At 66.0% G+C, this 25,549-nt stretch carries 23 protein-coding genes; 13 read left to right on the forward strand and 10 right to left on the reverse strand.

All coding sequences use genetic code 11. The features are described from left to right. The first annotated feature begins 152 nt into the window (after window positions 1-152). The gene (locus tag ACTJKY_RS10765) at window positions 153-2,444 is read left to right on the forward strand and encodes a TonB-dependent receptor (RefSeq protein WP_440845987.1); all 2,292 of its coding nucleotides are present in this window, start codon (window positions 153-155) and stop codon (window positions 2,442-2,444) included. A 104-nt stretch (window positions 2,445-2,548) separates the two neighbouring features. Here the strand turns inward: ACTJKY_RS10765 and ACTJKY_RS10770 are convergent, their stop codons facing one another. Further along, window positions 2,549-3,511 carry a CsgG/HfaB family protein gene (locus tag ACTJKY_RS10770; RefSeq protein WP_440845988.1) on the reverse strand — a complete coding sequence of 321 codons (963 nt, stop codon included), beginning with the start codon at window positions 3,509-3,511 and terminating at the stop codon, window positions 2,549-2,551. A gap of 161 nt (window positions 3,512-3,672) precedes the next feature. Here ACTJKY_RS10770 and lepA point away from each other — a divergent pair, with 161 nt between their 5' ends. After that, on the forward strand, window positions 3,673-5,481 hold the full coding sequence (gene lepA / locus ACTJKY_RS10775; RefSeq protein WP_440845989.1) for a translation elongation factor 4: 1,809 nt from the start codon (window positions 3,673-3,675) through the stop codon (window positions 5,479-5,481). A 236-nt stretch (window positions 5,482-5,717) separates the two neighbouring features. Here the strand turns inward: lepA and ACTJKY_RS10780 are convergent, their stop codons facing one another. Beyond that, complete coding sequence (locus ACTJKY_RS10780; RefSeq protein ID WP_440845991.1) at window positions 5,718-6,719, reverse strand: hypothetical protein; 1,002 nt, start codon at window positions 6,717-6,719, stop codon at window positions 5,718-5,720. A 144-nt stretch (window positions 6,720-6,863) separates the two neighbouring features. On the opposite strand from ACTJKY_RS10780, the gene ACTJKY_RS10785 reads away from it, so the two are divergent. Continuing rightward, on the forward strand, window positions 6,864-7,523 hold the full coding sequence (locus tag ACTJKY_RS10785) for a hypothetical protein (protein ID WP_440845992.1): 660 nt from the start codon (window positions 6,864-6,866) through the stop codon (window positions 7,521-7,523). 8 nt (window positions 7,524-7,531) lie between these two features. Here the strand turns inward: ACTJKY_RS10785 and ACTJKY_RS10790 are convergent, their stop codons facing one another. Together ACTJKY_RS10790 and ACTJKY_RS10795 are read right to left on the reverse strand one after the other, a co-directional pair. Continuing rightward, complete coding sequence (locus ACTJKY_RS10790; protein ID WP_440845993.1) at window positions 7,532-8,410, reverse strand: hypothetical protein; 879 nt, start codon at window positions 8,408-8,410, stop codon at window positions 7,532-7,534. Between the two features lie 179 nt (window positions 8,411-8,589). After that, window positions 8,590-8,790 carry a hypothetical protein gene (locus tag ACTJKY_RS10795; RefSeq protein ID WP_440845994.1) on the reverse strand — a complete coding sequence of 67 codons (201 nt, stop codon included), beginning with the start codon at window positions 8,788-8,790 and terminating at the stop codon, window positions 8,590-8,592. 140 nt (window positions 8,791-8,930) lie between these two features. Between ACTJKY_RS10795 and ACTJKY_RS10800 the strand changes: the two genes are divergently transcribed. The 3 genes from ACTJKY_RS10800 to ACTJKY_RS10810 all read left to right on the forward strand — a co-directional run bounded on the left by ACTJKY_RS10800 (window position 8,931) and on the right by ACTJKY_RS10810 (window position 10,825). Beyond that, window positions 8,931-9,530 (forward strand): hypothetical protein, encoded by a 600-nt coding sequence (locus ACTJKY_RS10800; RefSeq protein ID WP_440845996.1) that lies wholly within the window; start codon window positions 8,931-8,933, stop codon window positions 9,528-9,530. 151 nt (window positions 9,531-9,681) lie between these two features. Further along, entirely contained in the window at window positions 9,682-9,996 is a 315-nt protein-coding gene (locus ACTJKY_RS10805) for a hypothetical protein (RefSeq protein ID WP_440845997.1), read from the forward strand. 88 nt (window positions 9,997-10,084) lie between these two features. After that, window positions 10,085-10,825: a hypothetical protein gene (locus tag ACTJKY_RS10810; protein WP_440845998.1), complete on the forward strand. Its 741-nt coding sequence runs from the start codon at window positions 10,085-10,087 to the stop codon at window positions 10,823-10,825. A 66-nt stretch (window positions 10,826-10,891) separates the two neighbouring features. On the opposite strand, the gene ACTJKY_RS10815 is transcribed toward ACTJKY_RS10810, so the two are convergent. Then, window positions 10,892-13,369 carry a TonB-dependent receptor domain-containing protein gene (locus ACTJKY_RS10815; protein ID WP_440845999.1) on the reverse strand — a complete coding sequence of 826 codons (2,478 nt, stop codon included), beginning with the start codon at window positions 13,367-13,369 and terminating at the stop codon, window positions 10,892-10,894. A 375-nt stretch (window positions 13,370-13,744) separates the two neighbouring features. On the opposite strand from ACTJKY_RS10815, the gene ACTJKY_RS10820 reads away from it, so the two are divergent. Together ACTJKY_RS10820 and ACTJKY_RS10825 are read left to right on the forward strand one after the other, a co-directional pair. Then, window positions 13,745-16,255, forward strand: a complete 2,511-nt coding sequence (locus ACTJKY_RS10820; RefSeq protein WP_440846001.1) for a DegT/DnrJ/EryC1/StrS family aminotransferase — start codon at window positions 13,745-13,747, stop codon at window positions 16,253-16,255. Next, window positions 16,252-17,295, forward strand: a complete 1,044-nt coding sequence (locus ACTJKY_RS10825; RefSeq protein ID WP_440846002.1) for a glycosyltransferase family 2 protein — start codon at window positions 16,252-16,254, stop codon at window positions 17,293-17,295. The genes ACTJKY_RS10820 and ACTJKY_RS10825 overlap by 4 nt, the downstream gene beginning before the upstream one ends. Window positions 17,296-17,336: 41 nt before the next feature. On the opposite strand, the gene ACTJKY_RS10830 is transcribed toward ACTJKY_RS10825, so the two are convergent. Genes ACTJKY_RS10830 through ACTJKY_RS10840 form a run of 3 tightly spaced genes read right to left on the reverse strand, consistent with a single transcriptional unit; the run spans window position 17,337 to window position 19,914 of the window. Beyond that, on the reverse strand, window positions 17,337-17,936 hold the full coding sequence (locus tag ACTJKY_RS10830; protein ID WP_440846003.1) for a hypothetical protein: 600 nt from the start codon (window positions 17,934-17,936) through the stop codon (window positions 17,337-17,339). Then, window positions 17,936-19,135: a M48 family metalloprotease gene (locus ACTJKY_RS10835; RefSeq protein WP_440846005.1), complete on the reverse strand. Its 1,200-nt coding sequence runs from the start codon at window positions 19,133-19,135 to the stop codon at window positions 17,936-17,938. The genes ACTJKY_RS10830 and ACTJKY_RS10835 overlap by 1 nt, the downstream gene beginning before the upstream one ends. Continuing rightward, window positions 19,132-19,914, reverse strand: coding sequence for a hypothetical protein (locus ACTJKY_RS10840; RefSeq protein WP_440846006.1), 783 nt, complete (start codon window positions 19,912-19,914; stop codon window positions 19,132-19,134). Before ACTJKY_RS10840 ends, ACTJKY_RS10835 begins: the two co-directional genes overlap by 4 nt. Before the next feature lie 252 nt (window positions 19,915-20,166). On the opposite strand from ACTJKY_RS10840, the gene modA reads away from it, so the two are divergent. From modA to ACTJKY_RS10855, 3 genes are read left to right on the forward strand one after another with little or no spacing between them, the layout of a single operon-like run. Next, the gene (gene modA / locus ACTJKY_RS10845; protein ID WP_440846008.1) at window positions 20,167-20,943 is read left to right on the forward strand and encodes a molybdate ABC transporter substrate-binding protein; all 777 of its coding nucleotides are present in this window, start codon (window positions 20,167-20,169) and stop codon (window positions 20,941-20,943) included. A 10-nt stretch (window positions 20,944-20,953) separates the two neighbouring features. Next, window positions 20,954-21,643: a molybdate ABC transporter permease subunit gene (modB, locus tag ACTJKY_RS10850; protein WP_440846010.1), complete on the forward strand. Its 690-nt coding sequence runs from the start codon at window positions 20,954-20,956 to the stop codon at window positions 21,641-21,643. Further along, the gene (locus tag ACTJKY_RS10855; protein WP_440846012.1) at window positions 21,633-22,247 is read left to right on the forward strand and encodes an ATP-binding cassette domain-containing protein; all 615 of its coding nucleotides are present in this window, start codon (window positions 21,633-21,635) and stop codon (window positions 22,245-22,247) included. The genes modB and ACTJKY_RS10855 overlap by 11 nt, the downstream gene beginning before the upstream one ends. A 13-nt stretch (window positions 22,248-22,260) precedes the next feature. On the opposite strand, the gene ACTJKY_RS10860 is transcribed toward ACTJKY_RS10855, so the two are convergent. After that, the gene (locus ACTJKY_RS10860) at window positions 22,261-22,629 is read right to left on the reverse strand and encodes a response regulator (protein WP_440846013.1); all 369 of its coding nucleotides are present in this window, start codon (window positions 22,627-22,629) and stop codon (window positions 22,261-22,263) included. Window positions 22,630-22,961: 332 nt separating this feature from the next. Between ACTJKY_RS10860 and ACTJKY_RS10865 the strand changes: the two genes are divergently transcribed. Next, entirely contained in the window at window positions 22,962-23,210 is a 249-nt protein-coding gene (locus ACTJKY_RS10865) for a DUF6894 family protein (protein WP_440846014.1), read from the forward strand. A 116-nt stretch (window positions 23,211-23,326) separates the two neighbouring features. Beyond that, window positions 23,327-23,701, forward strand: a complete 375-nt coding sequence (locus ACTJKY_RS10870; RefSeq protein ID WP_440846015.1) for a response regulator — start codon at window positions 23,327-23,329, stop codon at window positions 23,699-23,701. A gap of 48 nt (window positions 23,702-23,749) precedes the next feature. On the opposite strand, the gene ACTJKY_RS10875 is transcribed toward ACTJKY_RS10870, so the two are convergent. After that, window positions 23,750-25,546: a methyl-accepting chemotaxis protein gene (locus ACTJKY_RS10875; protein WP_440846016.1), complete on the reverse strand. Its 1,797-nt coding sequence runs from the start codon at window positions 25,544-25,546 to the stop codon at window positions 23,750-23,752. Window positions 25,547-25,549 lie beyond the last annotated feature (3 nt).

A 25,549-nucleotide genomic window follows, 5' to 3' on the forward strand; every position in this document is an offset into this window, starting at 1 on the left:
CGTCACAGGAAGTTCACAATCCGAGCCTAGCGCCGCCCCCGACGGCAACGGGGAACTACAAAACAAGTCGTTAGGGTAGCCGGCGCAATGCCGGGGTGCACGCTCGCGCGCCGTCCGCACAGAAGACCAAGATATTCATTCGGGGAAAACCAATGCTGAATCTCGCGCGCGACAAGCGCAGCCTGCTGATCGGCGCCGCCCTTGGCGCGCTGTTCACGTCCGATCTCGCCTTCGCCCAGGATACGCAGGCGAATGACGGCCTGAGCGAAATCGTCGTCACCGCCGAGCGCCGCCCGGAAAACCAGCAGGATGTGCCGCTCTCGGTGGCGGTGCTGCCCGCCGCGCAGGCGCGCGACTACACCGCCGGCGGCGACGACACGCTGCTCGCGCTCTCGGGCAAGGTGCCGGGCCTGTACGTCGAATCCTCGACCGGCCGCATCTTCCCACGCTTCTATATCCGCGGTCTCGGCAACACCGATTTCTACCTCGGTGCCTCGCAGCCGGTCTCGATCATCCAGGACGACATCGTCCTCGAGCATGTCGTGATGAAGTCGAACCCGGTGTTCGACGTGAACCAGATCGAAGTGCTGCGTGGGCCCCAGGGCTCGCTGTTCGGCCGCAACACCACGGCGGGCATCATCAAGTTCGATTCGGTCCGCCCCTCGCAGCAGTTCGAAGGCCGCGGCACCGTCAGCTATGGCAGCTTTAACAGCGTCAATGTCGATGCCGGCGTCGGCGGCCCGATCATCCAGGACAAGCTCGCCTTCCGCATCTCCGGGCTCTATCAGCACCGCGACGATTATATCGACAACAGCTACACCGGCCCCAGCGCCGACGGCACCCGCGTCGGCCGCAAGGACGCTGCCGGCGGCTTCAACGAGCGCGACGTGCGCCTGCAGCTGCTCGCCACGCCCAGCGAAGACCTGTCGATCCTCGTCTCCGGCCATTCCCGCTGGTATGACGGCACGGCCACCGTGTTCCGCCGCGCGGCGCTGCCGCTCGGTTCGAACCAGATCACCGGCGTGCAGTTCACCCGCGCGCGCTGGGACGAAGGTGCGGACAACCCCCAGAACTACAAGACCGCAGGCGCCTCGGTGCACGTCAACTGGGATCTGGGCCCGGTCACGCTCACCTCGATCACCGGCTACGAGACGCTGTCGGGCTATAGCCGCGGCGATACCGATGGCGGCGCGGGCGCCGATTTCGGCAACGCCGGCTATGGCGAGTCGCTGGGCCGGGTGAAGGGGCTCGACCAGTGGACCGAGGAATTCCGCGTCGCGAACAGCGGCACCGGCCCGCTGAAGTGGCAGGTCGGCGCGATGTACTTCGATGCGCGGGACATCACCGAATTCTACCAGCGCGCCTATTTCCTGAGCGCGCCGAACAACAATCCCAACAACTGGGTGCGGCTGCACAACCAGAACACCAGCTGGGCCGTGTTCGGGCAGGTCAGCTACGAAATCGCGCCGAAGCTGACGATCACCGCCGGCGGCCGCGTCACGGAAGATACCAAGACGACCGATCTGCTGAAGACGGCCAACAATGTGAACAACGTGTCCAGCTACAAGGGGCGCACCCATGCGCGCCTCTCGGACACGCAGCCGAGCTGGGATCTGAGCGCGCGCTACGAGATCGATCCGGACGTGAGCATCTATGCACGCGTCGCCAAGGGCTTCCGCGGGCCGACCATCCAGGGCCGTTCGGCGGTGTTCAACTCGGACTTCTCGACTGCCAATTCCGAGAAGATCCTGTCGTGGGAAGCGGGCGTGAAGAGCCAGATCGGCCGTACGCTGCGCGCCAATCTGTCGGGCTTCTACTATACGGTCGACGACATCCAGCTGAACGGCAACGATATCAACGGCAACGGTATCTTGCTCAACGCCAACAAGGCCAAGGCTTACGGCGTGGAGGCCGATTTCGACTGGCGGCCGGTGCGCAACCTCTCGATTCAGGCCGGCGCGAGCTGGCTGCACAGCAAGATCGAGGACAAGAATGTCGAGGTGCAGACCTGCGCCTTCGCGGGCGCGCTGGCCTGCACCGTGTTGGCCCCGACGCGCACCACGATCCTGTTCGGCGCACCGGTGTTCCTGACCAAGATCGACGGCAACCCGCTGCCGAACGCACCGGAATATAACTTCAACATCAACGCACGCTACGACATCCCGATGGACATCGGCGGCAAGCTGTTCCTCCAGACCGACTGGAACGTGCAGGGCTACACCAATTTCGTCCTGTACAAGACCAAGGAGTTCACCGCGAACGGCAACTTCGAAGGCGGCCTGAAGATCGGCTACACCGCCGAGAACGACGCCTGGGAAGTCGCGGGCTTCATCCGTAACCTGACCGGCGAGAAGAACCTGAAGGGTGTGATCGAGAACTACCGTGCCGCCGTGCTCAACGAGCCGCGCGTGTTCGGCGTCTCGCTGAGCGGCAAGTTCAAGTAAGCTGAACCGGCTGTACCTCCCCCTTCGGCGGGGAGGTGCGACGGGCAAGAGAAAAGGGCCGCCGCGGGATCTCCGCGACGGCCCTTTTTGTTCGCTGCGTCCGATCAGTTCGACGGGGAGAGCTTGGTGTTCAGCACCCAGCCGACATTGTCGTTCTCGTCCGCCACTTCCCACCACAGGCCGTCCTTCTTGCCGGTGGGGTAGAGGATCGCGCCGACCGGGACCGTGCGGATCACCTTGCCGGTCGCGGCGGGCATGCTGCGCATCGCCACCGGCGCCTGGGCGGTGAAGGTCTTGGTCGGGGCCGCCTGCGCGGTGCCCTCGTCGCCCGGGCGGACGAGGCCCAGTTCGTTGACCATCTTCGAATAGGCGTCGATGAACGCCAGCGTCACGATGCGGCCGATATCGGTGTTGTCATAGCCGCCGCCGACCGCGCCCAGGCCCCCGCCGATGAAGCCGACACCGCCGCCGGCACCCCAGCTCACGCTGTTCTTCGAAGCATAGCCTTCCTGCGTCGCGATCGTCTCGGTGGTGCGGACGTTGGTGAGCGACAGGACGGTGTTCGCCTCCATCTTGCGCGACTTGATGCCGCCCAGCAGGCCGCCGATCGGGCCGCCCAGCACGCCGCCGGCTGCACCGGCAATGCCGCTGCCCGCCGCGTTGCGGTTCGAGGCCTGCACTTCGGCGACGAGGACATAGTCCGCCGCCTTGATCTGGCCCTGGCCGACATTCGCGCCGCGCTGATGGCCGAGATCGCCGCCGATGTTGCGCTCCAGCTGCGCCGCCTGCAGGCCCGAGCCGCGATCGACGAGATTGAAGCAGCCCGAACGCTGAACCAGCACCTTCAGCAGCTTCTGCGGCGGGGCCAGCGAATACTGCGTCCAGCCGCGGGGATCGTCGCCGTCGACGATCGACAGCGTGCCCAGCTTGCGTGCACAGTGCGGCACGTCCTGCACGGCCTGTTCCTGCGTGCGCTGGGTCTTGGTCGGCTTGCTTTGGGCGAGCGCGGGAACGGCGCCCACGCAGAGTGCCATCGCCCCGGCGGCGCCGAGCAACTGCTTCATCATCGTACTAAAACCTCCCTGTACAATCAGGCGGTCCGATTGCGAAAAGACCGCGCCCCGCCTTTGTCCGTAACAGAATGGATCGTCATGGCCTAGCGCGCTTGCGATGGCCTGCATTCCGGTACTTTGGCTTTTGCCCGCAGCCTGCTATCGCCCGCGGAATCATGGCCACCGACATCACCAAGATCCGCAATTTCTCGATCATCGCGCATATCGACCATGGCAAGTCGACGCTTGCCGACCGGCTGATCCAGCGCACCGGCGGCCTGGCCGACCGCGAAATGTCCGAGCAAGTCCTTGATAACATGGACATCGAGAAGGAGCGCGGGATCACCATCAAGGCGCAGACCGTGCGCCTGGAATGGAAGGGCCATGTCCTCAACCTGATGGACACGCCCGGCCATGTCGACTTCGCCTATGAGGTGAGCCGCAGCCTCGCCGCCTGCGAAGGCGCGCTCCTCGTCGTCGACGCGGCGCAAGGCGTGGAAGCGCAGACGCTGGCAAACGTCTACCAGTCGATCGAGCATGACCACGAGATCATTCCCGTGATCAACAAGATCGATCTGCCCTCGGCCGAGCCGGAGAAGGTCCGCGCCGAGATCGAGGACGTGATCGGCCTCGACGCCTCCAACGCCGTGCTCGCCAGCGCCAAGGCCGGCATCGGCATCGACGAGATCCTCGACGCGATCGTCGAGCGCATCCCGGCGCCCAAGGGCGACGCGAACGCCCCGCTCAAGGCGATGCTGGTCGATAGCTGGTACGATCCGTATCTCGGCGTCGTCATCCTGGTCCGCGTGATCGACGGCACGATCAAGAAGGGCCAGCAGATCAAGTTCATGGCCGCCGGCACGACCCATCTGATCGATCGCGTCGGCGCCTTCCGCCCCAAGATCGAGCAGCTGCCCGACCTCGGCCCGGGCGAGATCGGCTTCATCACCGCGCAGATCAAGGAAGTGGCCCAGGCCCGCGTCGGCGACACGCTGACCGACGCCAAGAAGCCCGCCGCCGAGGCGCTGCCGGGCTTCAAGGAAGTCCAGCCGGTGGTGTTCTGCGGCCTGTTCCCGGTCGACGCCGCCGACTTCGAGAAGCTGCGCGAGAGCATCTCCAAGCTGCGCCTCAACGACGCGTCGTTCAGCTTCGAGATGGAAACCTCGGCCGCATTGGGCTTCGGCTTCCGCTGCGGCTTCCTCGGGCTGCTGCACCTGGAGATCATCCAGGAGCGGCTGATGCGCGAATATGACCTCGACCTCATCACCACCGCGCCGAGCGTGGTCTACAAGATGCAGCTCACCAAGTCCGCCGGCGAAGCCGAAGGCAAGGAAATCGAGCTCCACAACCCCGCCGACATGCCCGATCCCAACCGGATCGAGGAGATCCAGGAGCCGTGGATCCAGGCGGTGATCTACATGCCCGACGAATATCTCGGGCCGATCCTCAAGCTCTGCCAGGATCGCCGCGGCATCCAGAAGAACCTCACCTATGTCGGCGGCCGCGCCCAGGTGACCTATGAGCTGCCGCTCAACGAAGTGGTGTTCGACTTCTATGATCGCCTGAAGTCGATCAGCCGCGGCTATGCCAGCTTCGACTATGAGCAGATCGGCTACCGCGCCGGCGACCTCGTCAAGATGGGCATCCTGGTCAACAACGAGCCGGTCGACGCGCTGAGCATGATCGTCCACCGCTCCACCGCCGAGAGCCGCGGTCGCGGCATGTGCGAGCGGCTCAAGGACCTGATCCCGCGCCACTTGTTCAAGATCCCGATCCAGGCGGCAATCGGCGGCAAGGTGATCGCGCGCGAGACGATCGCCGCGATGCGCAAGGACGTGACCGCGAAATGCTATGGCGGCGACGCCAGCCGCAAGCGCAAGCTGCTGGACAAGCAGAAGGAAGGCAAGAAGCGGATGCGCGAGTACGGCAGCGTGCAGATCCCGCAGGAAGCCTTCATCGCCGCGCTGCGGATGGGCGAAGAGTAAGGGTAGGGGCGGGGCTCACATTCCCCGCACCATGCCTCCCGCGGGAAGGGCGGGCGCTTGCATATCGCCAAAATAGGTCGTCATCCCTGCGGAGGCGGGGATCCATTGGCGCTGAATGGGCGGTTCATTCCCCCAGCGCCGAGGGCAATGGATTTCCGCCTTCGCGGGAATGACGATGGCTTGGGTGGCGCCGCCGTCCCGTCGAATTCGCTCCCCGTGCGGGGGAGGAATTTAGGTCACCGCCCGTGCGCCGCCTTCCATTCCTCCCAGCTGTCCGTCCGCGCGGCGGCTTCCCATTCGACCTGCGCCGCGGCCATGCGGCGTTCGGCGTCGCGTTGTGCGCGCTGGCGTTCGTCCCAGTCGGGCCCGCACACCGTCGAGGTGCCCGGCGACCGCGCATATAGCGGCAGCGGCGGCCGCTCGGGCTCGCCGCACTCGGCCCAGACCTTGCGGCGCATCGCGTCGAGCTTCGCGCTCATCGGATGCGCAAATTCCCGCTCGCGGCCGTGCGGGCCATAATCGATCGTGAAGAAGTCGATCATCGCGTCCGACATGCCGGCATTGGCGAGGATCAGCTCGATATGGGTGAGCTGGCGCAGCGTATAGTCGGCGGCGACGATCTGGCCCTCCAGCCGCAGCTGGCGCTCGCTGCGCACCTTGGCGGCATAGCGGGTGAACAGCGTGTCGAGGACCTTGCGCATCTCCTCAGGCATCTTCGCATCGGGCTCGGCCAGCGCCATATATTCCGCCTTGCGCCGCGCGCAGACCGGGCAGGGTGCGGGGGCCTCCTCGCGCGCGACCGTAGCGGGATGGCGGGTGCCGGGCGGCAGCGCGGCGGGGGCGCCGTACTTCTCGGGATTGCGGTGGCGGAGGATGAACATCAGCAGGCGATCATTGTACCAGCGCTTCTCGCCGCACTGCTCGCCCTTGTAGAAGACCGGCACCGGCACGCCGTCGATCGCGCGTTCGAGCGCGATGTCCTGCAGCCGATCGAGCCCGGCGGTGAGCGCCGCCTCCCAGGCGGCGCGAAAGCCGGCCCCCTCGGGGTGAAGGCGCAGCATATAGGCGCCCTCCTTGGCCATGTTGATCGACCGCGCCGCCGCGGTGACCGATCCGGTGACGGCAAGCGCGGCGATGAACGCGCGCTGCCGCTCGGGCGTCCAGCCGTCGACACGGTGTTTGCGGGGTACCGGCGTGAAGTCCGGCACGACGAAGTCGGGGTTCGAGCGGTTCTTCATGTCCGCGCATATAACCAAATAGGTTCGTGTAGGAAAGAGCGAGAATGAGTGGACGAGACGAGAATGCGGTCGCTCAACCTGCGGTTTGGGATTGGCGCTCTTCCACCCGTAGGCTAAGGGGCTTTCATCAATATAGGGACTAGCATGGCCTTCGCTGCTGAAATCAAGGCATCTGTTAATGACTACGTTCGCGGCCATATACCTGACGATACGTGGCATTTGAAATATTTTGATTTTATAGACGACCCTAAGCTCGCTAAGCGGCTAGGCGAGGAATATCTATCAGCAAGGTATCTTTATAAAATACTTGAAGGCATGGCTGCCGAGGAATGGCTTCTTCGGGCGCAAATTAGGCTACAAGTCCTTTCATACGCGTCTATTTATGAAGCTGCTCTTCACCATATATTATTCGTCAATATGGCCAATAATCCTAAAGTTGTATCTCTCACAGAGTTTCCTATGAAGAAGGAAATATCTGTCCCGAAAAGGGTCATGGATATGCTTGCCAGCCATCTTCATCATGATGGAAAAAAGATCATACCAACATACGAAGGAGTTGGTAAAACTGATGAGACGAAAGTTAGGTTCGACAAGAAAGCTGAGTGTGCATGCTCGTTGGGTATTATTCAGGATCGGCTAAAAGATGATCTCATAGAGTTCTACGAAGCTAGAAATGCTATACATATTCACGCGGAGATCCGCAAATCTTTAGACTATGAGTTAGATCTTTCTAGAAGATCATATAGGCGGCTTGAGCCTTTCAAGGAGCAAATTGTGGCTTGGCAGCGATCTTTAGTGATATAGTAATGATATCATTTACGTAGTGCGACTTCACGATATACTGCTCTTACCATTTTGAATAAATAATGGAAGTCGCTACGCGAAATGGGAGCGTGGCGAAATATTCCATACTTGTTTTCAGGATGCATTGTCATGATCCGATCGGTATAAAATTCTTCGAAAAATCGCATTCCTGACTGGGTTTCGTTGAATATATTGTGCACATATGCTTGTGCATCATATGCTGATGGATCGGTGTTCCCTGTTCGGATTAGGCGTCGTCGAACTGTTGAAAATAGCGCATCTAGCGAAACGTATAGGGCGTAATTTGCTTCTTCCACGAACTCGGCATGAGTTGCCATCATTTGACACTTAATAAGTGCTTGTAAGCCCCTTAGCAGGAGGTCATCGGCCGATTCTACTGCTGAAAATATCTTTTTTAAGCGATGAAAATTTAGTTCTCCATGATGATACTCGAAAAGGTTTCTGCTCGACGCGATAATTGGTGGCGCCGTGGCAAGACGATGCATTGCTGCAACTTCACCTCGCAATGTTATTGCGGCTGTGTGGAGGAAGTTAGGGTCTGATAGATCCCCGTCGTATTCGCAAGCGAACGACTCGGATGCTGGGTAAGGGGAAACCACACCGTCATCAAAGTCGACAGCCATAATCATTGCAGCGAGAAATCTGACTTCTATATCCGATAGATTATCAAATTCCGTATAGTATTCTCTGTGATTGGGGCTTGTTACGTTGCGGCAGGCGGTAAACAGCATGCCTTGGCCCTGGTGAGTGACGGCCTCACCAAGCTGAATAGGCTCTGCCCAATAGCGGCCAAATGTCGACATGGGCCTAATGACGACGTGAGGCCGATCTTCCCAACGTGGCACATGGCGGAGGGTGAGGTTCACAGCCTTAGATTTGCACATTCAAGACAATAAGTCACGCTTGCTAACAATGTACGATCTGCTCGCCATTGCCACTCTGAAGTGCGAGAAATCATGTGCCCGCAGGGGCAGAGTGGTAAGCTTGTTCGAGTTCGGCTGAGCCGGATGTCATTAACGTGCGGCGAACAGCTCATGTGAATTCCCTACCCCACACCCCCACCACGCCGCGCCGCCCGCACGATCACCGCCGACCCCAGCAGCGCGGCCGAGACGATCGCCGCCACCGCCACCAGCCCGCCCGTCGTGATCCGCGCCTCCAGCGCCACCGTGTCGCCGACGCGCAGGGTTGCATGGGCGCCGCTCGGGGCGGCGCCGGGCGGCTGGGTGGGAAGGGGATCGGCCATGGCCGCTTCTACCGCGAATCCCGTTTTGAGGCACGCGCCGCGTGTCGCGCGCGCGATCGTTCCGCCGCCGATTGAACCATTCCGGCAGACCAACGTTATTGGGCCGTCCTTATCAGATGGTTTCCAGCGTGAGTCAGAACGTGTCGCATCCCCGTCTTTCCCAGCCAGCGCGGTATCGCCGCTGGGGGATCCCGGGATTCGCGGCGGCACTGGTCTGCGCCGCGCCGGCCTTCGCGCAGGGCTATGCCGCCAGGCAGCTCGGCGACTGGACGGTCGCCGCCAGCAAGGACGGATCGGGCTGCTTCATCAGCCGCAGCTTCGACCAGCCCGGCGGCACCACGCTGCTGCTCGGCATGGACCGCGACGGCAGCAACCATTTCTCCGTGCTCAACGAGAATTGGTCGATCCGCCCGCAGGACCGGCTCAAGCTCACCTTCCGCCTCACCCAGGGCGGCTACCCCAATCACCAGGCGATCGGCATCGTCGCGGACGGCAAGCAGGGCTTTGTCGCGGCATTCGATCCCAAATTCCCCACCGCCTTTGCCGGATCCAAGGCGCTGCACATCGATCGCGGCACCACCCCGGTCGCGCGGCTGCCGCTCGACGGCAGCGGGGCGGCGGTGGCGGAGCTCCAGCGCTGCGTCGCGACCCAGCACGGGCAGCCCAAGGCGGCGGCGAGCGACGACGGGATTCCCCGCGACCCCTTCGCCGAGCGCCCCAAGTCGAGGCGCAAGCGGTGATGCGGGAACGTTTCGCCCTGCGTTCGGCTCGGTCCGACGGACATCCGGCACAGCCGGACCGAATCGGGATTGTTGCGGGCCCGTTGCTCCGGCTTGGTGAAGAGGCCTTAAGTTTCATTAACGAGTGAAAGGTGTGTTTATGCGTACTGGTATGAAGTTTGCTCCCCTCGCGGCCCTGATGATCGGCAGCGTCGCGCTGAGCGGTTGCGCCACCAAGAAGTTCGTCCGCGAGCAGATCGCCCCGGTCAGCCAGCGCGTCGATGCGCTCGAGACGCGCCTCCAGGAAACCGACGGCACCGCCAAGCAGGCGCTGTCGCAGGCCCAGGCCGCTGCCGGCCAGGCCCAGCAGAACGGCCAGCGCCTCGACCAGCTGAACGGCCGCGTCGACACGATCGACCAGCAGACCCAGGCGCTTTCGCAGCAGGTCCAGCAGCAGAACGCCAAGCGCAAGCGTCCGCGCAACTAAGCGGAACCTTGCTGCCTCGGCAGTTTGCCAGGGTATTCGGGTGGCCGCGCTTCGGGGCGGCCACCCTTTTTATTGAGCGAAACCATCGATGATCCAAGGCTTACTCGCGCTGGCTGGGCTGACGCTGCTCGTTCCCCCCACCGCCGCCGTTCCCCTCCAGGATGCCAAGCCCAAGGTCGCCGCGCCAAAGAAGGCGGCGCCCAAGAAGGGCAAGCACGCGCCCGCCAAGCCGAAGGCTGCGGCTGCCAAGCCCGCCGCGCCCGTGCTCCAGCCCTCGGCCGAGGCGCTGCGGGTGCAGGACTGGGTGTCCTCGGCGGGTGACAATCACGGGCTGCCCTATCTGATCGTCGACAAGCCCCATGCCGCGCTGTTCCTTTACGATCGGAGCGGCAAGCAGCTGGCGGCAGTACCGGTGCTGATCGGCATCGCCCCGGGCGATGATGCGACCCCGGGGATCGGCGCCAAGCAGCTCTCCGAGATCGGCCCCGCCGAGAAGACCACGCCGGCCGGGCGCTATCTCGCCAGGTTCGGCCTCGCGATCGGCAAGGAGCGGGTGCTGTGGGTCGATTACTACACCTCGGTCGCGCTGCACCCGGTGCCGACGGGGGCGGCGGCGCGCAAGGAGAAGCGCCGCGAGCGGCTCGCCTCGCCGACGCCCGACGACAACCGCATCACCTTCGGCTGCATCAACGTGCCGACCAGCTTCTACACCAAGCTGCTGAGCCCGATGTACAAGGGCAAGGGCGGCTATGTGTACATCCTGCCCGACAGCAAGCCGATCGAGGACGTGTTCCCCGCACTCCACGTCCAGTCTGCCGCCGCCCGCTGAGGCACAAGAAAACGCCCGGCCGCTGGGGAGCGACCGGGCGAGGTGGGTTCTTCGGGGGGACGAAGATCAGAAGTTGAAGCGTGCCGAGGCTGCCAGCGTGCGGCCCTGCACCGATCGTGCCCAGCCGATCCCGGTGGTGGGCATGCTCGCCTGGTTGATGTCGAGGAAGCCTTTGGCGTTGAACAGGTTGGTGCCGGTCAGCGCGACGTCGATCGCCTTGGTCGGGTGCGCGATCACGAAGGCGCCGACGGTGGTGAAGCCCGGCATCTTCAGCTGGTTGATGTCCTGCGAATAGCTGCTGGTGATCGCCACCACGCTGGTGCCGACGGTGACGTGTTTCAGGTCGACCTGCGGGGTCGCCTGCAGCGTCCAGGCCGGCTGGTGGCGCGGTTCCTTGCCGGTCAGGGTCGGGTCGAAATAGTCCTTGGTGATCTTGGCCTTGGTGTAGGTCGCGCCGCTCGTCATGCTGAACGGGCCGCGGCGGATGCCGCCTTCCAGCTCGAGGCCATAGGTGCGGTACTTGCGATAGGTCTGCGTCGCCAGGCCGTTGAGCTGGTTGTGGTCGTCGGCATAGGCGAGGAAGGCGGTGGCGTTGAAGGTGATGCCGTTCTTGCGGAACTTCATGCCGCCTTCGAGCTGCCGCACCGCATCATAGGCCTGGCGGCTGTCCACCAGCTTGCCGGTGGCGTTGTCGATCGCGCTGGTGAACAGGATCTTGTCCGCATTGACGCGGCCGCCGCGGCTGTAGCGCGCAAAGAAGGCCAGCGGCTCGGCGGCGCGGTAATTGACCCCCACCGAATAGCTCAGATAGCGGAAATCATAGTTCACCGGCGCCGGATTGCCGAGCGGCAGCGCGGAGACGCGCGTTTCCGCCGCGCTCAGCTTGCCGTCGCCGTTCATGTCGTAGCTGACCGTGCCGGTGCGGCCGCCGCCGAGGTCGGCGCCGATCATGTTGCCGCGGGCGTGGCCGGTATCGTAGCGCAGGCTGCCGCCGATCGCGAGCTTGCCGACATGGTAGTTCACCGAGGCATAGGGCGCCAGGAAGCTGTAATCCATGTCGAACGAGCGGCGCAGCTTGGGCCCGTTGCGGCTATAGGCATAGACGCCGTCCTGGGTCTGCGCGACGCCCGCCGCATTGGTGAGGGTGACCAGCGAGCTGGCGCCGCCCCCGGCGACATCGGTGACCATCGAGATCTGCAGCGCGTCGACCGCGACGCTCTGGGTAGCCACGTACAGGCCGGCGGTGGTCGTCAGGTCGCCGGCGCCGACCTTCCACACGCGGGTGGCGCGGAAGTCGTTGGCGAAATGGTCGGCAGTGTTGAGCTTGTAGACGTTCGCGAAGTAGTTCGCGAGCAGCCCGTTGCCGTTCGCAGTCGCGGAGACCGGCTTTCCGGCATTCGGACCGTTGAAATAGGTCGCCGTGGCGCCCGCGCCGGCAAGCGACGCCGCCAGCGTCGCCACCGGGGCGACGGTGCTGGGGAAGGCGCGCAGGAACTCGCCCGAATTCTTCGAGAAGCGCGCACGATCGGTGAACGTCCAGCCGGCGACATCGAACTGGCCCTCGAAGCCGATCGACTTGGATTCGACGCTCTGGCCGCGCTTGATCGAGAAGGCGTGGGGCTGGTTCTGCCCGTCCAGCGTCAGCAACGTCGGCACGTTGGGCGAGTACATCGAATCCTTGAGGATATCGAAGCCCGGCACATTTCCGATCACCGGCTTGTCGTTGGTGCCGGTCAGCGTGACCGGATAGGTGGCATAGCTCGGCGCGCGGTCCTGGAGCAGGCTGCCGTAGAGCCGGACATAGCCGTTCGAGAATTCCTTGGTGACGTTCAGCTTGACCTGGCCGCCGTTGAACGAGGTCATGCCGGTCGCGCGCGGGCCCTCGCCGACGCGGTAGAAGCCGCCGACATGGAAGCGGATCGTCTTGCTGAGATGCGCGCCGTAATCGAGGTCGACGCGCTTCGAGTCATAATCGAGCCCGGTCGAGACCTGGATCGCGCCGCCCTCGACGTCACCGGTCTTGGAGATCAGGTTGATCAGGCCGCCCGGCGAGTTCGAGGCGAAGGTGGAGGCCGAGCCGCCACGGATCGTCTCGATCTGCGCGATGTTGAAATCGGCGCGGAAGAAGCTGTCGCCGGCGATGTTGAACAGGTCGTTGAACTCGACGACGGGCAGGCCGTCCTCTTCGAGCAGCACGTACTTGGAGCCGCCCGAGCCGATCGGCAGGCCGCGCACGGTATAGTTGTTGTTGCCCTCGCTCACGCCGTTCTCGACGCGGATGCCCGGCATGGTGCGCAGGATGTCGGCGAGTCCGACCGGGCCCAGCTTCTGCGCCTCGGTGCCCTTGAGCGAACTGGTGGAGGTGGCGCTGTCCAGCCGGTCGCGGCCCTTGGCGACACCGGTGGAGAAGACCTCCTTCTCGGCGGCGGGCTGCGATTCCTGCGGCTTGGCCGCGCGGTCCGCGGTGGCCTTGGTCTGGGCCAATGCTTGCGTGGAAACCGAGGTCGTTGCGATCAACGTCAACAGCAGCGCAGAAATCTTCACCAGTGCACCCTTTATTCGTTTCGACTGCGATCCCTCTTGCTGCTCTTATAGAAGGTGGCTCCGCTGCGATGATTGCACCAAGGTGCAGTTTAGGCCGTAATTGCCATAGCTTAGGTACTTAAACGGAGGTCTGATCGCGGGAACTATTGGTGGTTGTTACTGTGCAGTATCCAGATAAAACTGTTGCGTTGCTTGTTCTTGGAATGCGTTGTGAGGATGGCGGCCGGCGCACCGCGGCGCGCTGCCCGCTCGGGGCATGTCGGTGATGCACGCCGCCGGATCGCGGGGGAGGCGCATTTTACGGTTTTCTAAGCCCGCTCTGCCATGGTCCGCCCCTCCGCCGCTTCCGGCGAAGCAGCATCTGGGGAGATGACCATGCAGCGCCTGCCGCTGATCGCGCCGCAGCCGCCGCGGTTGAGCCTGATGACCGACGAACTTCGCGCCATCGAGGCGCGGGGCACCTATTCGAACGGCGGCCCGGTGGTGCGCGGGTTCGAGGCGGCGGCGACGGCGCTGCTGTTCGGCGGGCAGGGCGCGTGCCTCGCGGTCGCGAATGCGACGATCGGGCTGATGCTGGCGATCCGCCATGCTGCCGGCCCCCGCGCGGGAAGCGATGCGCTGGCGCTGGTCCCCGCCTTCACCTTCGCCGCGACCGCGCAGGCGGTGCAATGGGCCGGGCTGACCCCGGTGCTGTGCGACATCGACCCCGAGGACTGGACGATGCGCGCCGATGCCGAGGCGGCGGCGTTCGCGCGCTATGGGGACCGCATTGCTGTGGTGGTGCCTTATGCCACCTTCGGGACGGGCATGGATCTGGCGCGCTACCGCGACTATCACGCCCGCGGCATCGGCGTGGTGGTCGATGCGGCGGCCTCGCTCGGCACGATCGATGCGGCGGGGCAGCAGTTCGGCGCGGGGGCGCCGTTTCCTGTGGTCTACTCCATGCACGCCACCAAGGTGTTCGCCACCGCCGAGGGCGGGCTGATCCACAGCGGCGACACCGCGCTGATCGAGACGCTGCGGCGGATGACCAATTTCGGCTTCGACGGCGGCCGCTCCGCCGAAGGGCCGGGGCTCAACGCCAAGCTGCCCGAGGTGCTGGGCGCGCTCGCCATGGCGAAGCTGGGCGATCTGGAGCGGATCGCCGCGCATCGCGCCACGCTCGACCGCGTCTATCGCGAGCGGCTGGGCGGCTTTGCCGATGTGCATGGCTTCCAGTTCCAGGCGCTCCGCGGATCGCGGCCCGCGCTGCAATGCCAGTCGCTGCTGCTGCCGCGCGCCTTTGCCGGGCACCGCGCGGCGATCATTGCGGCGCTGGCCGAGCAGGGAATCGGCGCGGGTCAATATTTCAGCCCGCACTTGGGCGAGCAGCCCTGGTTCCGCAGCAGCTGCGTGATCGATCGCGCGTTGCCGGTGACGGACGAGATCGCCGGGCGCATCCTTTCGCTGCCCGTCACCGACGGGATGACCGAGGCCGATGTCGACACGGTCTGCACCGCGCTGATCGATGCCTGCCGCACCGCCGGGCTCGACGGGCTGCGCGTCGAGCGGCGCGGGCAGAAGGTGCATTCGGCGCTGATCGTCGGCGGCGGCCCGGCAGGCACCGCCTTGCTCACTGCCGCGACCAAGGGCGACCAGCTGGTGACCTTGGCCGAGACCGGCCTCGCGATCGTCGAGCGCGACGCGGTGCTCGGGCGCGGCGAGATCGGCAGCTACGCGATCACCTCGGACAGCACCGCCGAGACCTTCCTCACCGCGGTGAAGGACAATGTGCATGGCGACATCGCCGCGCTGACCGAGCACCATTCGGGCCGCGAGGTGGCGCTCTATGCCGGGCGGCTGGGCGTGCCGCTGGCGCGCTCGACCCCGCTGCTGGAGGCGACCGGCGCGCGGTTGGGCACCTTGGTCGCGCAGCACGGCGGCGTCGTTGCCACACGCTCCGAGGTGGTGGAGGCACGCCGTACCCCGCAGGGCGACTGGGCAGCGCGGGTGCGCAATTTGCTTACCGGCGACGAGCGGGTGATGCGCGCGGCCAATCTGGTGATCGCCACCGGCGGTTATCAGGATCCCGCGCAGGTCGCCGCCGAGGTGATCGCCGGCGCACCGATCGGTGACTTGGCGGGCGACCGGCTGGTGCTGGGCGACGACTTCCTGCGGCTGGGCGGGCTCGACCGGCTGCGCGCGCGGCTGGCGGACGTCCGCGCCCCGCGCATTGCAATCGTCGGCGGATCGACCAGCGCGATGGCCGCCGCGGTGCTGCTGCTCAAGGCGAGCCCGGCGCTGCCGCTGGGGGCAGGGGCGCTGCGGCTCTACCATCGTCGGCCGTTGCGGCCCTTCTACCGCTCGGCCGAGGAGGCGCGGGCGGATGGCTTCACCGATTTCGGGCCGGACGACATCTGCCCCCTGAGCGGCTTCGTCTATCGCCTCGCCGGCTTCCGCCTGGAAGCGCGCGAGCTGGTGCTGCGGATGCTCGGTGTCGGCGGCCGTGCGCCCGATCCGCGCATGGCGCTGTGCCGGCTGACCGGCGACAACGACGCGGCGATGCGCGCCGAGCTCGAAGCCGCCGATGTAGTGATCGGCGCGCTCGGCTATCGGCCGCGGGCACTGCCGCTCTACGACGTTGACGGCGCGCGCATCGCCTTGATGGCGGACCATCCCGGTCGGCCGCGGCTGGTGGACCAACGCTGCCGCGTGCTCGATGCCGAGGGGCGGGTGGTGCCCGGCGTCTATGGCCTGGGGCTCGCCTCGGGGCATGTCCCCGACGGGCCGCTGGGCGGCGAGGCGAGCTTCAGCGGCAAGGCCAATGGGCTGTGGCTGTGGCAGAACGATATCGGCCGGATGATCGTCGACCAGATCCTCGCCGACCGGGCGCGCGCGGCGGCATGACCACGCCTCCGATTCTCTCGGTGGTGATGGCAACCTATAATGGCGCCGCGCTACTGCCTGAGACGCTGGCGAGCTTGCAGGCGCAGAGTTTCGGCGACTGGGAGCTGGTCGCGGTCGACGACGGCTCGCGCGACGATACCGTGGCGGTGCTGCGGGGCGCGGGCGATCCGCGCATCCGGGTGATCGAGAGCGCGGTCAATGGCGGCCCGGTGGTGGCGCGCAACCGCGCCTTCGCCGCAGCGCGCGGGCGGTACATCGCCGGGCTCGACCAGGACGATCTCTGCCTGCCGGAGCGCTTCGCCCGTCAGGTGGCGTGGCTGGATGCGCATCCCGAGACCGTGCTGGTCAGCACCGCCACCGATTGCCTGGTCGAGGGGCGGGTGCGGGCGGGGCAATGGGTGCGTCCGCTGACGCCCGGGCTGATCGACTGGCTGATGCTGGTGCAGAACCCGCTGGTCTGGTCCTCGGTGCTGTTCCGCGCCGATGCCGCGCGCCGGCTGGAGATCTTCGAGCGGCCCGAATGCCGCTATGTCGAGGATTTCGACCTCTACCACCGGCTGCGCGCCTTCGGCCGGATCGACCAGATCGACACGGTGCTGACGCTCTACCGCCAGCATGCCGGCGGTGCCTCGCAGGTGTTCAACGGCACGATGACCGCCCATGCGGAGGCGCTGCTCCGCGCGCGCCACCGGGCGCTGCTGGGCGAGGGCGCGCCGGACATTGCCGGGCTGCTGGTCCGCTATGTGATGGCCAAGACACCGATCGGTGACCGCGCGCTGCTGCGCCGGCTGTTCGACGGGATCGCGGTGCTCCGCGCGCATTTCGGGGAGCAGGGCCATGATGCCGCAACGCTGGCGCGGGTGGACCGGGAGATTTCGCGGCTATGGTGGCGGCTGTGCCGCACGGCGGTGCGCTCCGGCCGCCTGAAGCTGCGCCATGCGCTCGCCGCGCGGCCGGCGGCGGCAGGGCTGGGGGATGCCAGGCCCGTCGACCTCGCGGCGAGCGGGCTGATCGGCGCGGTCCGGGCGCGCCGCGGCTAGCATTCCTCCCCCGCCGTCGCAGCAGGGGAGGAACAGCGGGATTATAGCGTCGCCGAAGCCATCAGCGCCCGGGCATCGTCGGCCAGCTGGTCGAAATAATGCAGCCGCGGCGCGTCGAAGGTGACCATGTAGAGCTTGCCGTCGACGATTGCCGCGCGCGCCTCGCCCTTGCGGGTCAGCCCGTCGGCGTCGGTCACCACATAGGCGAAGGTCACGCCGTCGCGGCCGAGGAACTTGCCCGGGGTCGCGCCGCTCAGCTGGAAGTCGCGCGCGTCCTTGCCGGTGCGGTAGGTGCGCTCCAGCAGTTCGGGCACTTCGGCCAGCAGCATGTCCTTGCGGAACTTGGGCAGCGGCTCCTTCTTCTTGCTCCGCTCGCGGAGCAGCGGCTCGCCGGGCTCGATTGCTGCGTAGAAGGTCACTTCGTCGAGCTGCTCGCCGTCCAGCGTCCAAGCCTCGGCGTGCTTGCCGGGCTTGCCCGAAAGCCGGTTCCAGTCGCGCGTCGGCGTGATCGACAGCGTCGAATCCGCCACCGTGACGGCCTTGCCCTTCTCGGCCAGCTTGTGCGCATCGGCGGGCACGGACAGGGTGGCGACGGCGACGGCGGCGAGCGCGAGCGCCATGCGCAGGGTGTTGAACTTCATCATTTGGACTCCCCCGGAATCATCATCTTGATCATGCCCGCATCCGCCGCATCGGGGCGCAGGCCGAGATAGGTTTGCAGCGGTGCCACCGCTTCGCTCGCGCGGCCGGTCTTCATCAGCGACAGGCCCAGCCCGCGATGCGCCTCGGCCAGCGTCGGATCGAGCTTGACCGCGTTGGCATAGAACTCGGCGGCGGCGATCAGGTCGCGCGGGTTGCCGCGGGTGCGGTAGAGGTCGCCGCGCTTGCACCACAGCGTCCCCGTCCAGCCCGTCGTCGCCAGGTTCTGGATCAGATAGTCGCTGGCGCCGAAGTCGTTCAGCTTGATCTGATCGTCGAGAAACTGGCCTAGGAACGGCGCCAGCGCGGTGCGGTACCGATCGGCCCCGGTCTCGCGACCTGCGCCGTCGGGCGTGGCCAACGCGGCGAGATAGCTGGCGCGTTCGGCATAGGGCGGGTGCGAGGCGGCAAAGGCGATCAACCGGAAGTTGGGTTTTCTTAGCCCCTTCGCACTGGCCGATGCTTCGGCTTCCTCCATCATATGCTGCCAGATCGCGGAAGCCTCCTGTGGCCTAAGGCGGCTTCGATTAAGATAGGCGACGCCGAGCCGATCCGCCTCGCGTTCCTGGTCCCGCCCGTGGCGATAGAACCCGCCATAGACTGCCAACTGGAAATTCTGGAAGCTACGCACGGACTGGTATGTCGCGGCGAAGCTGGTCAGAACCGCCATCCAGGCCACCGCATCCGTTCCGGAGCGCTGTTCCTTGAACGCCGCCAAGGTATGCCGGCTCTCGTAATGGCCGAACTCATGACCGAGCACCGTCGCCAATTCCGCTTCATTGCGGACTCGAAGCAGGAGGCCGGAATATACGCGCATCGTGCCATTGGGCATCATGCTTGCGTTGAACATCGGCGCGCGGATCACATAGACCCGTACCGAGCCGCAACGGTCCGCGCCCACCGTGTCGCACAACACCGACTTCACATAGCCGGTCAGCCGCTCGTCGCGGATCACAAGGTTCGAGGCGGTGAGTTCGCGCTCTTCCTCGTCCGCCTCGTGCCACAGGCCGATCTCGTCCACGCCCTTGGGCTGGTACACGCCCTGATAGGGCGGGAGCAGTGCCGCCTGCTGTGCGACGGCCGGGCTGGCGAGGAGCAGCCCGATGCCGGCGCCCAGCGCATGCATCCGGCGCCGGCTCATGGCTTTGCTGGCGCTGGAGCGACCGCCTGCGCGAGCGTTTGCGCCTTCGGTGCCGTGCTGCCGGGGAAATCCTCGAGCAGCTGGTGGACGCGCTTCTCCGAGCCTTCCGGCTCGCGCACGTCGCCGCCCATCTCGGCATCGGCGTTCAGCCACAGCAGGTCGCCGGTGTGCAGATCGACCAGCCCGGCATAGCCCTGGTGCACGCCCGACTTCACCGAAACGCCGCCGAACGCCGCGAACACCTGCAGCATCTTGCGGCCGGTTGAGCCATAGGCGTCCTTGGTGAACAGGAAGAGGCCGTAATCGGCATCCTTGGCGCCCGGCAGATCGGCCACGCCCTTGCCGAGTGACCAGTCGAACACTGCGTTCTTGTTGTCGCGCTTCTTGGTCGGCAGGCGGTTGCCGACGAAGAACTGGTACTGGATCACCGCGTCCGAGACGGCGGCGAACAGTTGCATATGCTCCTGCAGCATCTGCGCATCCTCGCCGTACGCTTCGGGGGCGGCCACCACGGTGTTGCCTAGCGATGCCTGCGCCTTGGACAGCGCCGCCTCGAGATTGGCCTTGGCCTTTTCGGTCCATTCGCCGTTCGGTTCGAACATGCCGCCGGTCGATTGTGCGCCGACGCTGATCGACGGGCGGAATACCAGGATCTTCTTGCCGCTGTTGGCGGAGAGTTCGAAACCCTGCTTGGTCGCCGAGCGTTCTTGTGCTTGTGCTGCACCTGCGAACAGTAAGATGCCGGCCGCAACCGCGACCGCCTTAGTAAAGCCGTTCATCAAGCCCCCCCCCCTTTTGTCACGCGCCCCTGCGTGACAGGATCAATTTAGACGCTCCGATGAAGCGGCATCAACTGTGATTTTGGAAGATCATCATTGAAGTGGACGGATCTCTCCCGAGATCGTTTCTGCGCCGTTACCTGACGCTACGGCATGCTCGGGTGGACCGGCGCGCCCTCGGGACGGTTCGCTTGACAGGTCGCGACCGACCCGCGAACCGGACCCTATCGCTTCTCCGGAGGTTTCGCGTCCATGCCCGTTTCGCCGACCCCGACTCGCCGCTGGCTGCTCGCCGCGCTCGCCGCCACGCTTGCCGTTCCCGCGCACGCCGCACCGCGCGCCCCGCTGGTGCTCGCTGCCGCCAGCTTGCAGGAATCGATGAACGCCGCCGCCGATGCCTGGGCGCGGCTGGGGCATGCGCGGCCGGTGCTGTCCTTCGCCGCCTCCTCGGCGCTCGCCCGGCAGATCCAGTCGGGGGCGCCGGCGGACCTGTTCGTCTCGGCCGACGAGCCGTGGATGGACACGGTGGACAAGGCGGGCAGGCTCGCCCCCGGCACCCGCGTCGCCTTTCTCGGCAATCGCCTCGTCCTCGCCGGTACAGCGGCGGATCGGCGGACCGTGCCGCTCGACCGCGCCGGGCCGCTGCTCGCCGCACTCGGCCAGGCGCGGCTGGCGATGGCCGATCCCGACGCCGTACCCGCCGGGCTGTACGGCAAGGCGGCGCTGCAGAAGATCGGCGCCTGGGACCGGCTGGCGCCCAAGGTCGTGCGCGCCGAGAATGTCCGTGCCGCGCTGGCACTGGTCGAGCGCGGGGCGGCGCCGTTCGGCATCGTCTACGCCACCGACGCGCTGGCCTCCGCCAAGGTGCGGATCGCCGGCACCTTCCCGGCGTCGAGCCATCCGCCGATCCGCTATCCCGTCGCCCGGCTGAAGACCGCCGCCAGCCCCGATGCCGAGCCCTTCCGCCGCTTCCTGATCAGCGCGCGCGGCAAGGCGATCTTCGCGCGCTACGGCTTCACCCCCCTATGAGCATGGCTGCGTGCTGAGCGCCGAGGAATGGGGCATCGTCCTGCTCTCGCTCAAGGTCGGGGGCGTGGCGGTGCTCGCGGTGCTGCCGCTCGCCTTCGCGCTGGCCTGGCTGCTCGCGCGGGGGCGCTTTCCCGGCAAGCTGCTGCTCGACGCGCTGGTCCATTTGCCGCTGGTGGTGCCGCCGGTGGTGACCGGCTGGATGCTGCTGCTCGCCTTCGCGCCGGCCGGGCCGATCGGGGGGCTGCTCGAGCGCTGGTTCGGGGTGACCGTGCTGTTCCGCTGGAGCGGCGCGGCGATCGCGGCCGGGGTGATGGCGCTGCCGCTGATGGTACGCGCGATCCGGCTGTCGCTGGAGGCCGTAGACCAGCGGCTGGAGCAGGCGGCGCGCAGCCTCGGCGCGGGGCCGGTGCGGACCTTCGCCACCGTCACCCTGCCGCTGGCGCTGCCGGGCGTGCTGGCGGGCTCGGTCCTCGGCTTCGCACGCGCGCTGGGCGAGTTCGGCGCGACCATCTCCTTCGTCTCCAACGTGCCCGGCGAGACGGAGACGCTGCCGCTCGCCATCTATTCGGCGCTGCAGGTGCCGGGGGGTGAGGGGCAGGTGCTGCGGCTGGCGGCGGTGTCGATCGCCATCGCCTTTATCGCGCTGCTGGGCTCCGAACTGGTCGCGCGGCGGACGGGCAGGGGCAATCATGTCCTTTGATATCGACGTGCGCCGGACGCTGGGCGACACCGAGATCGTCTGCCGCATCGAGCCCGGTGCGGGCGTGACCGTGCTGTTCGGCCCGTCGGGCGCGGGCAAGTCGAGCGTACTCAACATGGTCGCCGGGCTGCTCCGCCCCGATGGCGGGCATATCCGGGTGGGCGGGCGCACGCTGTTCGATGCCGCTACGGGCGTGGACCTCAAGCCCGAGGCGCGCCGTGCCGGCTATGTGTTCCAGGAGCCGCGGCTGTTCCCGCATCTGCGCGCGCGGGCCAACCTGCTCTATGGCTGGCGAAAAGGTGCGGCGGTGGACGTGGACGGCGTGATCGCACTGCTCGGCATCGCCCATCTGCTCGATCGCTGGCCGCGCACGCTTTCCGGCGGCGAGGCCAAGCGGGTGGCGATCGGCCGCGCGCTGCTCACCGACCCGGCCTTCCTGCTGCTTGACGAGCCGCTGGCCTCGCTTGACCGCGCGCGCCGCGAGGAGATTTTGGCGCTGCTCGAACGCCTGCGCGACGGCATCGGCCTGCCGATCCTGCTTGTCACCCATGACCGCGGCGAGGCCGAGCGGCTGGGGGACCGGATCGTGGCGTTCGGGGAGTAGGGGGGGGCGACGCTCAGCCGATAGCGTTCATGCGCACGGCGCGGGTGAGCTGGTGGGGCCGGTATGGCTTTGGCAGGAAAACGGCGCCCAGTGCATCGTCCTTGAGGACCGACGGATCGTCTCCGGAGGAGATGATCACATGCACCAGCGGGTCCGTGGCGCGAATTTCCGCCGCCAGCTGCAGGCCGTCGAGCGAGCCGGGCATGTGCAGGTCCGTCAGCAGGACGTCGATATCGTGCTTGGCTGCCAAGGCCAGCGCTTCCGCAGTGCCGGATGCCTCAAGAACATGGAAGCCTTCCTCTTTAAGCAGGGAAGATGCCAGTATTCGGATGTAATCCTCATCGTCTACGATAAGGATGGTCGAGGAGAATTCGTGTCCCATCTTCGCTCCCTTAGCAGGTGAGAATGAAATGGAGGTGCGCTCGTTCCACAACCTAAGTTTACTCGACGCGCATTAACCACGTCTTGTCTGGGAATGATGCTGTCGAACGCTCCTAACGCTTAGTTTCTCCAAGGCATGGTCTTAGTACCTAATTGTCGAGCCCGCCGAAATTCGGCAGAAGGCCGCTACCGGGAAAGTCTTTCCGACAAGCCGGGTCGCAACGGCGCCGGAGCATCCCCCCACCAGCTCCGCGCGGCACAAGGAAGAGCCCGCCCCCCCCCCCCTCGGCGGGCTCTTCTGGCGATCGCACGGGGGTCAGTTGGATCACGGCGATGCAGCTCTACTATTTTCACGTGCACGACGGTAACGGCGCGCTCCTCGATCCCGAGGGGACCAACCTTCGCGACGACGACGCGGCGCTGCGGACCGCCATCGGGTTCGTCCGTTCGCTTCTCTGCGAGGATCTGGCCAAGGGCCTCCTCGACCTGCGCGGGCGCATCGACGTGGTGCGGTCGACCGGCGAGCTTCTGCGGGCCGTCCCGTTCGCGGATTGCATACGCGTGGTGCCCCACGACGTTTGAAGGCGGTGCGCGCCCGTCTTCTCTCAAGTCGATTTCGATGTGGATACAGCCGCTTCCGGTAAAATCCTTAGACGCAACTGGCCGTGTACCGAAACGTTGACGTGCTGGAGGCAATTATGACCAGCTCGGAAGAACCCGTGGTTCTCGTCGTCGAAGACGAGACCTTTGTGCGCATGATCGCTGCGGACGCCCTGGCGGAAAGCGGCTTCCAGGTTCTAGAGGCGCCCGACGCCATGGAGGCGCTCGCGCTTCTGGAAAGGCACGAGGTTGCGGTGGTATTCACCGATATCAACATGCCGGGGGAGATCGACGGACTGCAACTGGCGGATATCGTCGCCGTGCGTTTTCCGCGCGTGAGAGTGATCATCACCTCGGGGAAGCAATGGCTGGAGCCGGAGCAGTTGCCCGACGACAGCCTCTTCCTCCCCAAACCCTATCGACCCAAGCAACTGGCCAAGCTCGTCGGTCAGCAGGCGGGGCGCGCAGCCTAGGAAAGCAGCGCTCAGATCGTACAGCCGAGCAATCGTTCGCGTACGACTTCAGACCCACGCCTCCTCGCTAACCACCGCAACGCTCGCCACCGGCAGCGCATAGGAAGGGCGTGCCGCAGCCCGCGCCGGCGATGCAGTTGCGCCGTCCTCGATGCGGAACTGTGCGGCCTGCTCCACCAACTGGCCGATCTCGGCCATCAGGTTGCGCGCGGCGGCAGAGGTCTCCTCCACCATTGCGGCGTTTTGCTGGGTGGAATAGTCCATCACCCGGATCGTCTCGCTCAGCCGCGAGATGGATTCCGACTGGACGCGGTTGTCCGCCGCTACCTGGCCGAGCAGCCTGTGCACCGTCTGGGCATTCTCCGAGATCGAGCTGAACGCGCCGTCGACATCCTCGACCGCGGCGACCGCGGTGCCGATCTCGACCTGGGTGACGGTCAGCTGGTCGCGGGCGCGGCCGGCTTCTTCCTCCGCCCGCATCGCCAGCGCCGAGACGAGATCGGCGACGACGGCAAAGCCGCGGCCCGCCTCGCCGGCGCGGCCGGCCTCGACCGCGGCGTTCATCGCAAGGACGCGGGTCTGGAAGGCGATCTTGTCAAGGCCCTCGATCACCGCGTCGATGCCCTTGGCGCTTTCGGAGACGCGGCTCATCGCGGTCACCGCGTTGCTCACGCGCGAACGGCCGGTGCTGACCGCCTCGATCGTCTGGTCGGCGCGGCCGACGGTTTCGGTGGCGGCCTGGACCGAGGTCTTCAGGCGCTGGTCGATCTGGCGCACCTCGGCGGTGGTCGTCTCGAGGCTCGCCGCATTGGCTTCGGTGCGGCGGGCAAGGTCTTCGGAGGCGGCGGTGATTTCGGTCGAGGCACGGCGCAGCGAACCGGCGCCGCTATGGACCGAGCCGATCAGGGTGCGCAGGCTGTCCACCGCGACGTTGAAGTCCTGCTTGAGCCGCGCGAACGGGCCGCTCAGATGGGCTTCGACATGGGTGGTGAGATCGCCGCCCGCCAGCTTCTGCAGCCCCGAGCCGACCGTCTCCACGATCAGTTCGGTCGTCGCCTGCTTCTCGGCATTGGCGGCTTCGACCTGCTGGTTGAACTGCGCGATCGCGCGGGCGAGGGCGCCGAGTTCGTCCTGGCGATCGGTTTCGGGCAGCGGCGTACCGGGTTCGGTGACCAGCCGCGCGACCGAGTCCGACAGGGTGATCAGCGGATCGACCAGCCGGCGATTGGCGAGCCGTGCGGCATAGAGCGCACCGCCGATCGCGGCGAGCAGCGTCGCGACCAGCAGCCCGGTGGTGATCCAGCCGAGCGTTGCGCCAGCCTTTGCCGTGCCATCGGAATAGTGCTCGATCGCGTCCGACGCGGCGGCCATCGAGTCTTCGAGGACCGAGAATTGCTGGAAGAAGCCGGGCAGCAGGCGCTTGGCCGCGGCGGGGTTGCCGGTGGCGGTATCGGCGATCTGCTGGGCGGCGTTCGCATAGGCGACCATCGGGTTGCCGACCTTCGCGGTGGCCGCTTCGATCGCGGTGTCGCCCTTGAATGCGACATCTTCGGCGATGTGCTTGCGTAGCGTGGCGAGATGCTCGCCGAGATCCTTGCGCACATCGTCCAGCTTGATGCCGATGCCCGGCTCGCTGGAGGCGAGGATGGCAAGCACGTCGCTGCGCACCGCATCGTGCATCATGTCCGCTTCCATATGGTTGCGAAGCAGCGCCGACGCCGCCGCCTGCTTGTCGAGTGCGGAACCCAGCAGCCAGGACGAGACGATCCCGGTACCCCCGCACAGCAGGAACAGCAGGATGATGGCGATCGTTAGCTTGCGGGTTGAATACGCGATCGACTGCACGAT

The sequence above is a fragment of the Sphingomonas sp. 22176 genome (assembly GCF_052045505.1).
GTDB lineage: Bacteria > Pseudomonadota > Alphaproteobacteria > Sphingomonadales > Sphingomonadaceae > Sphingomonas.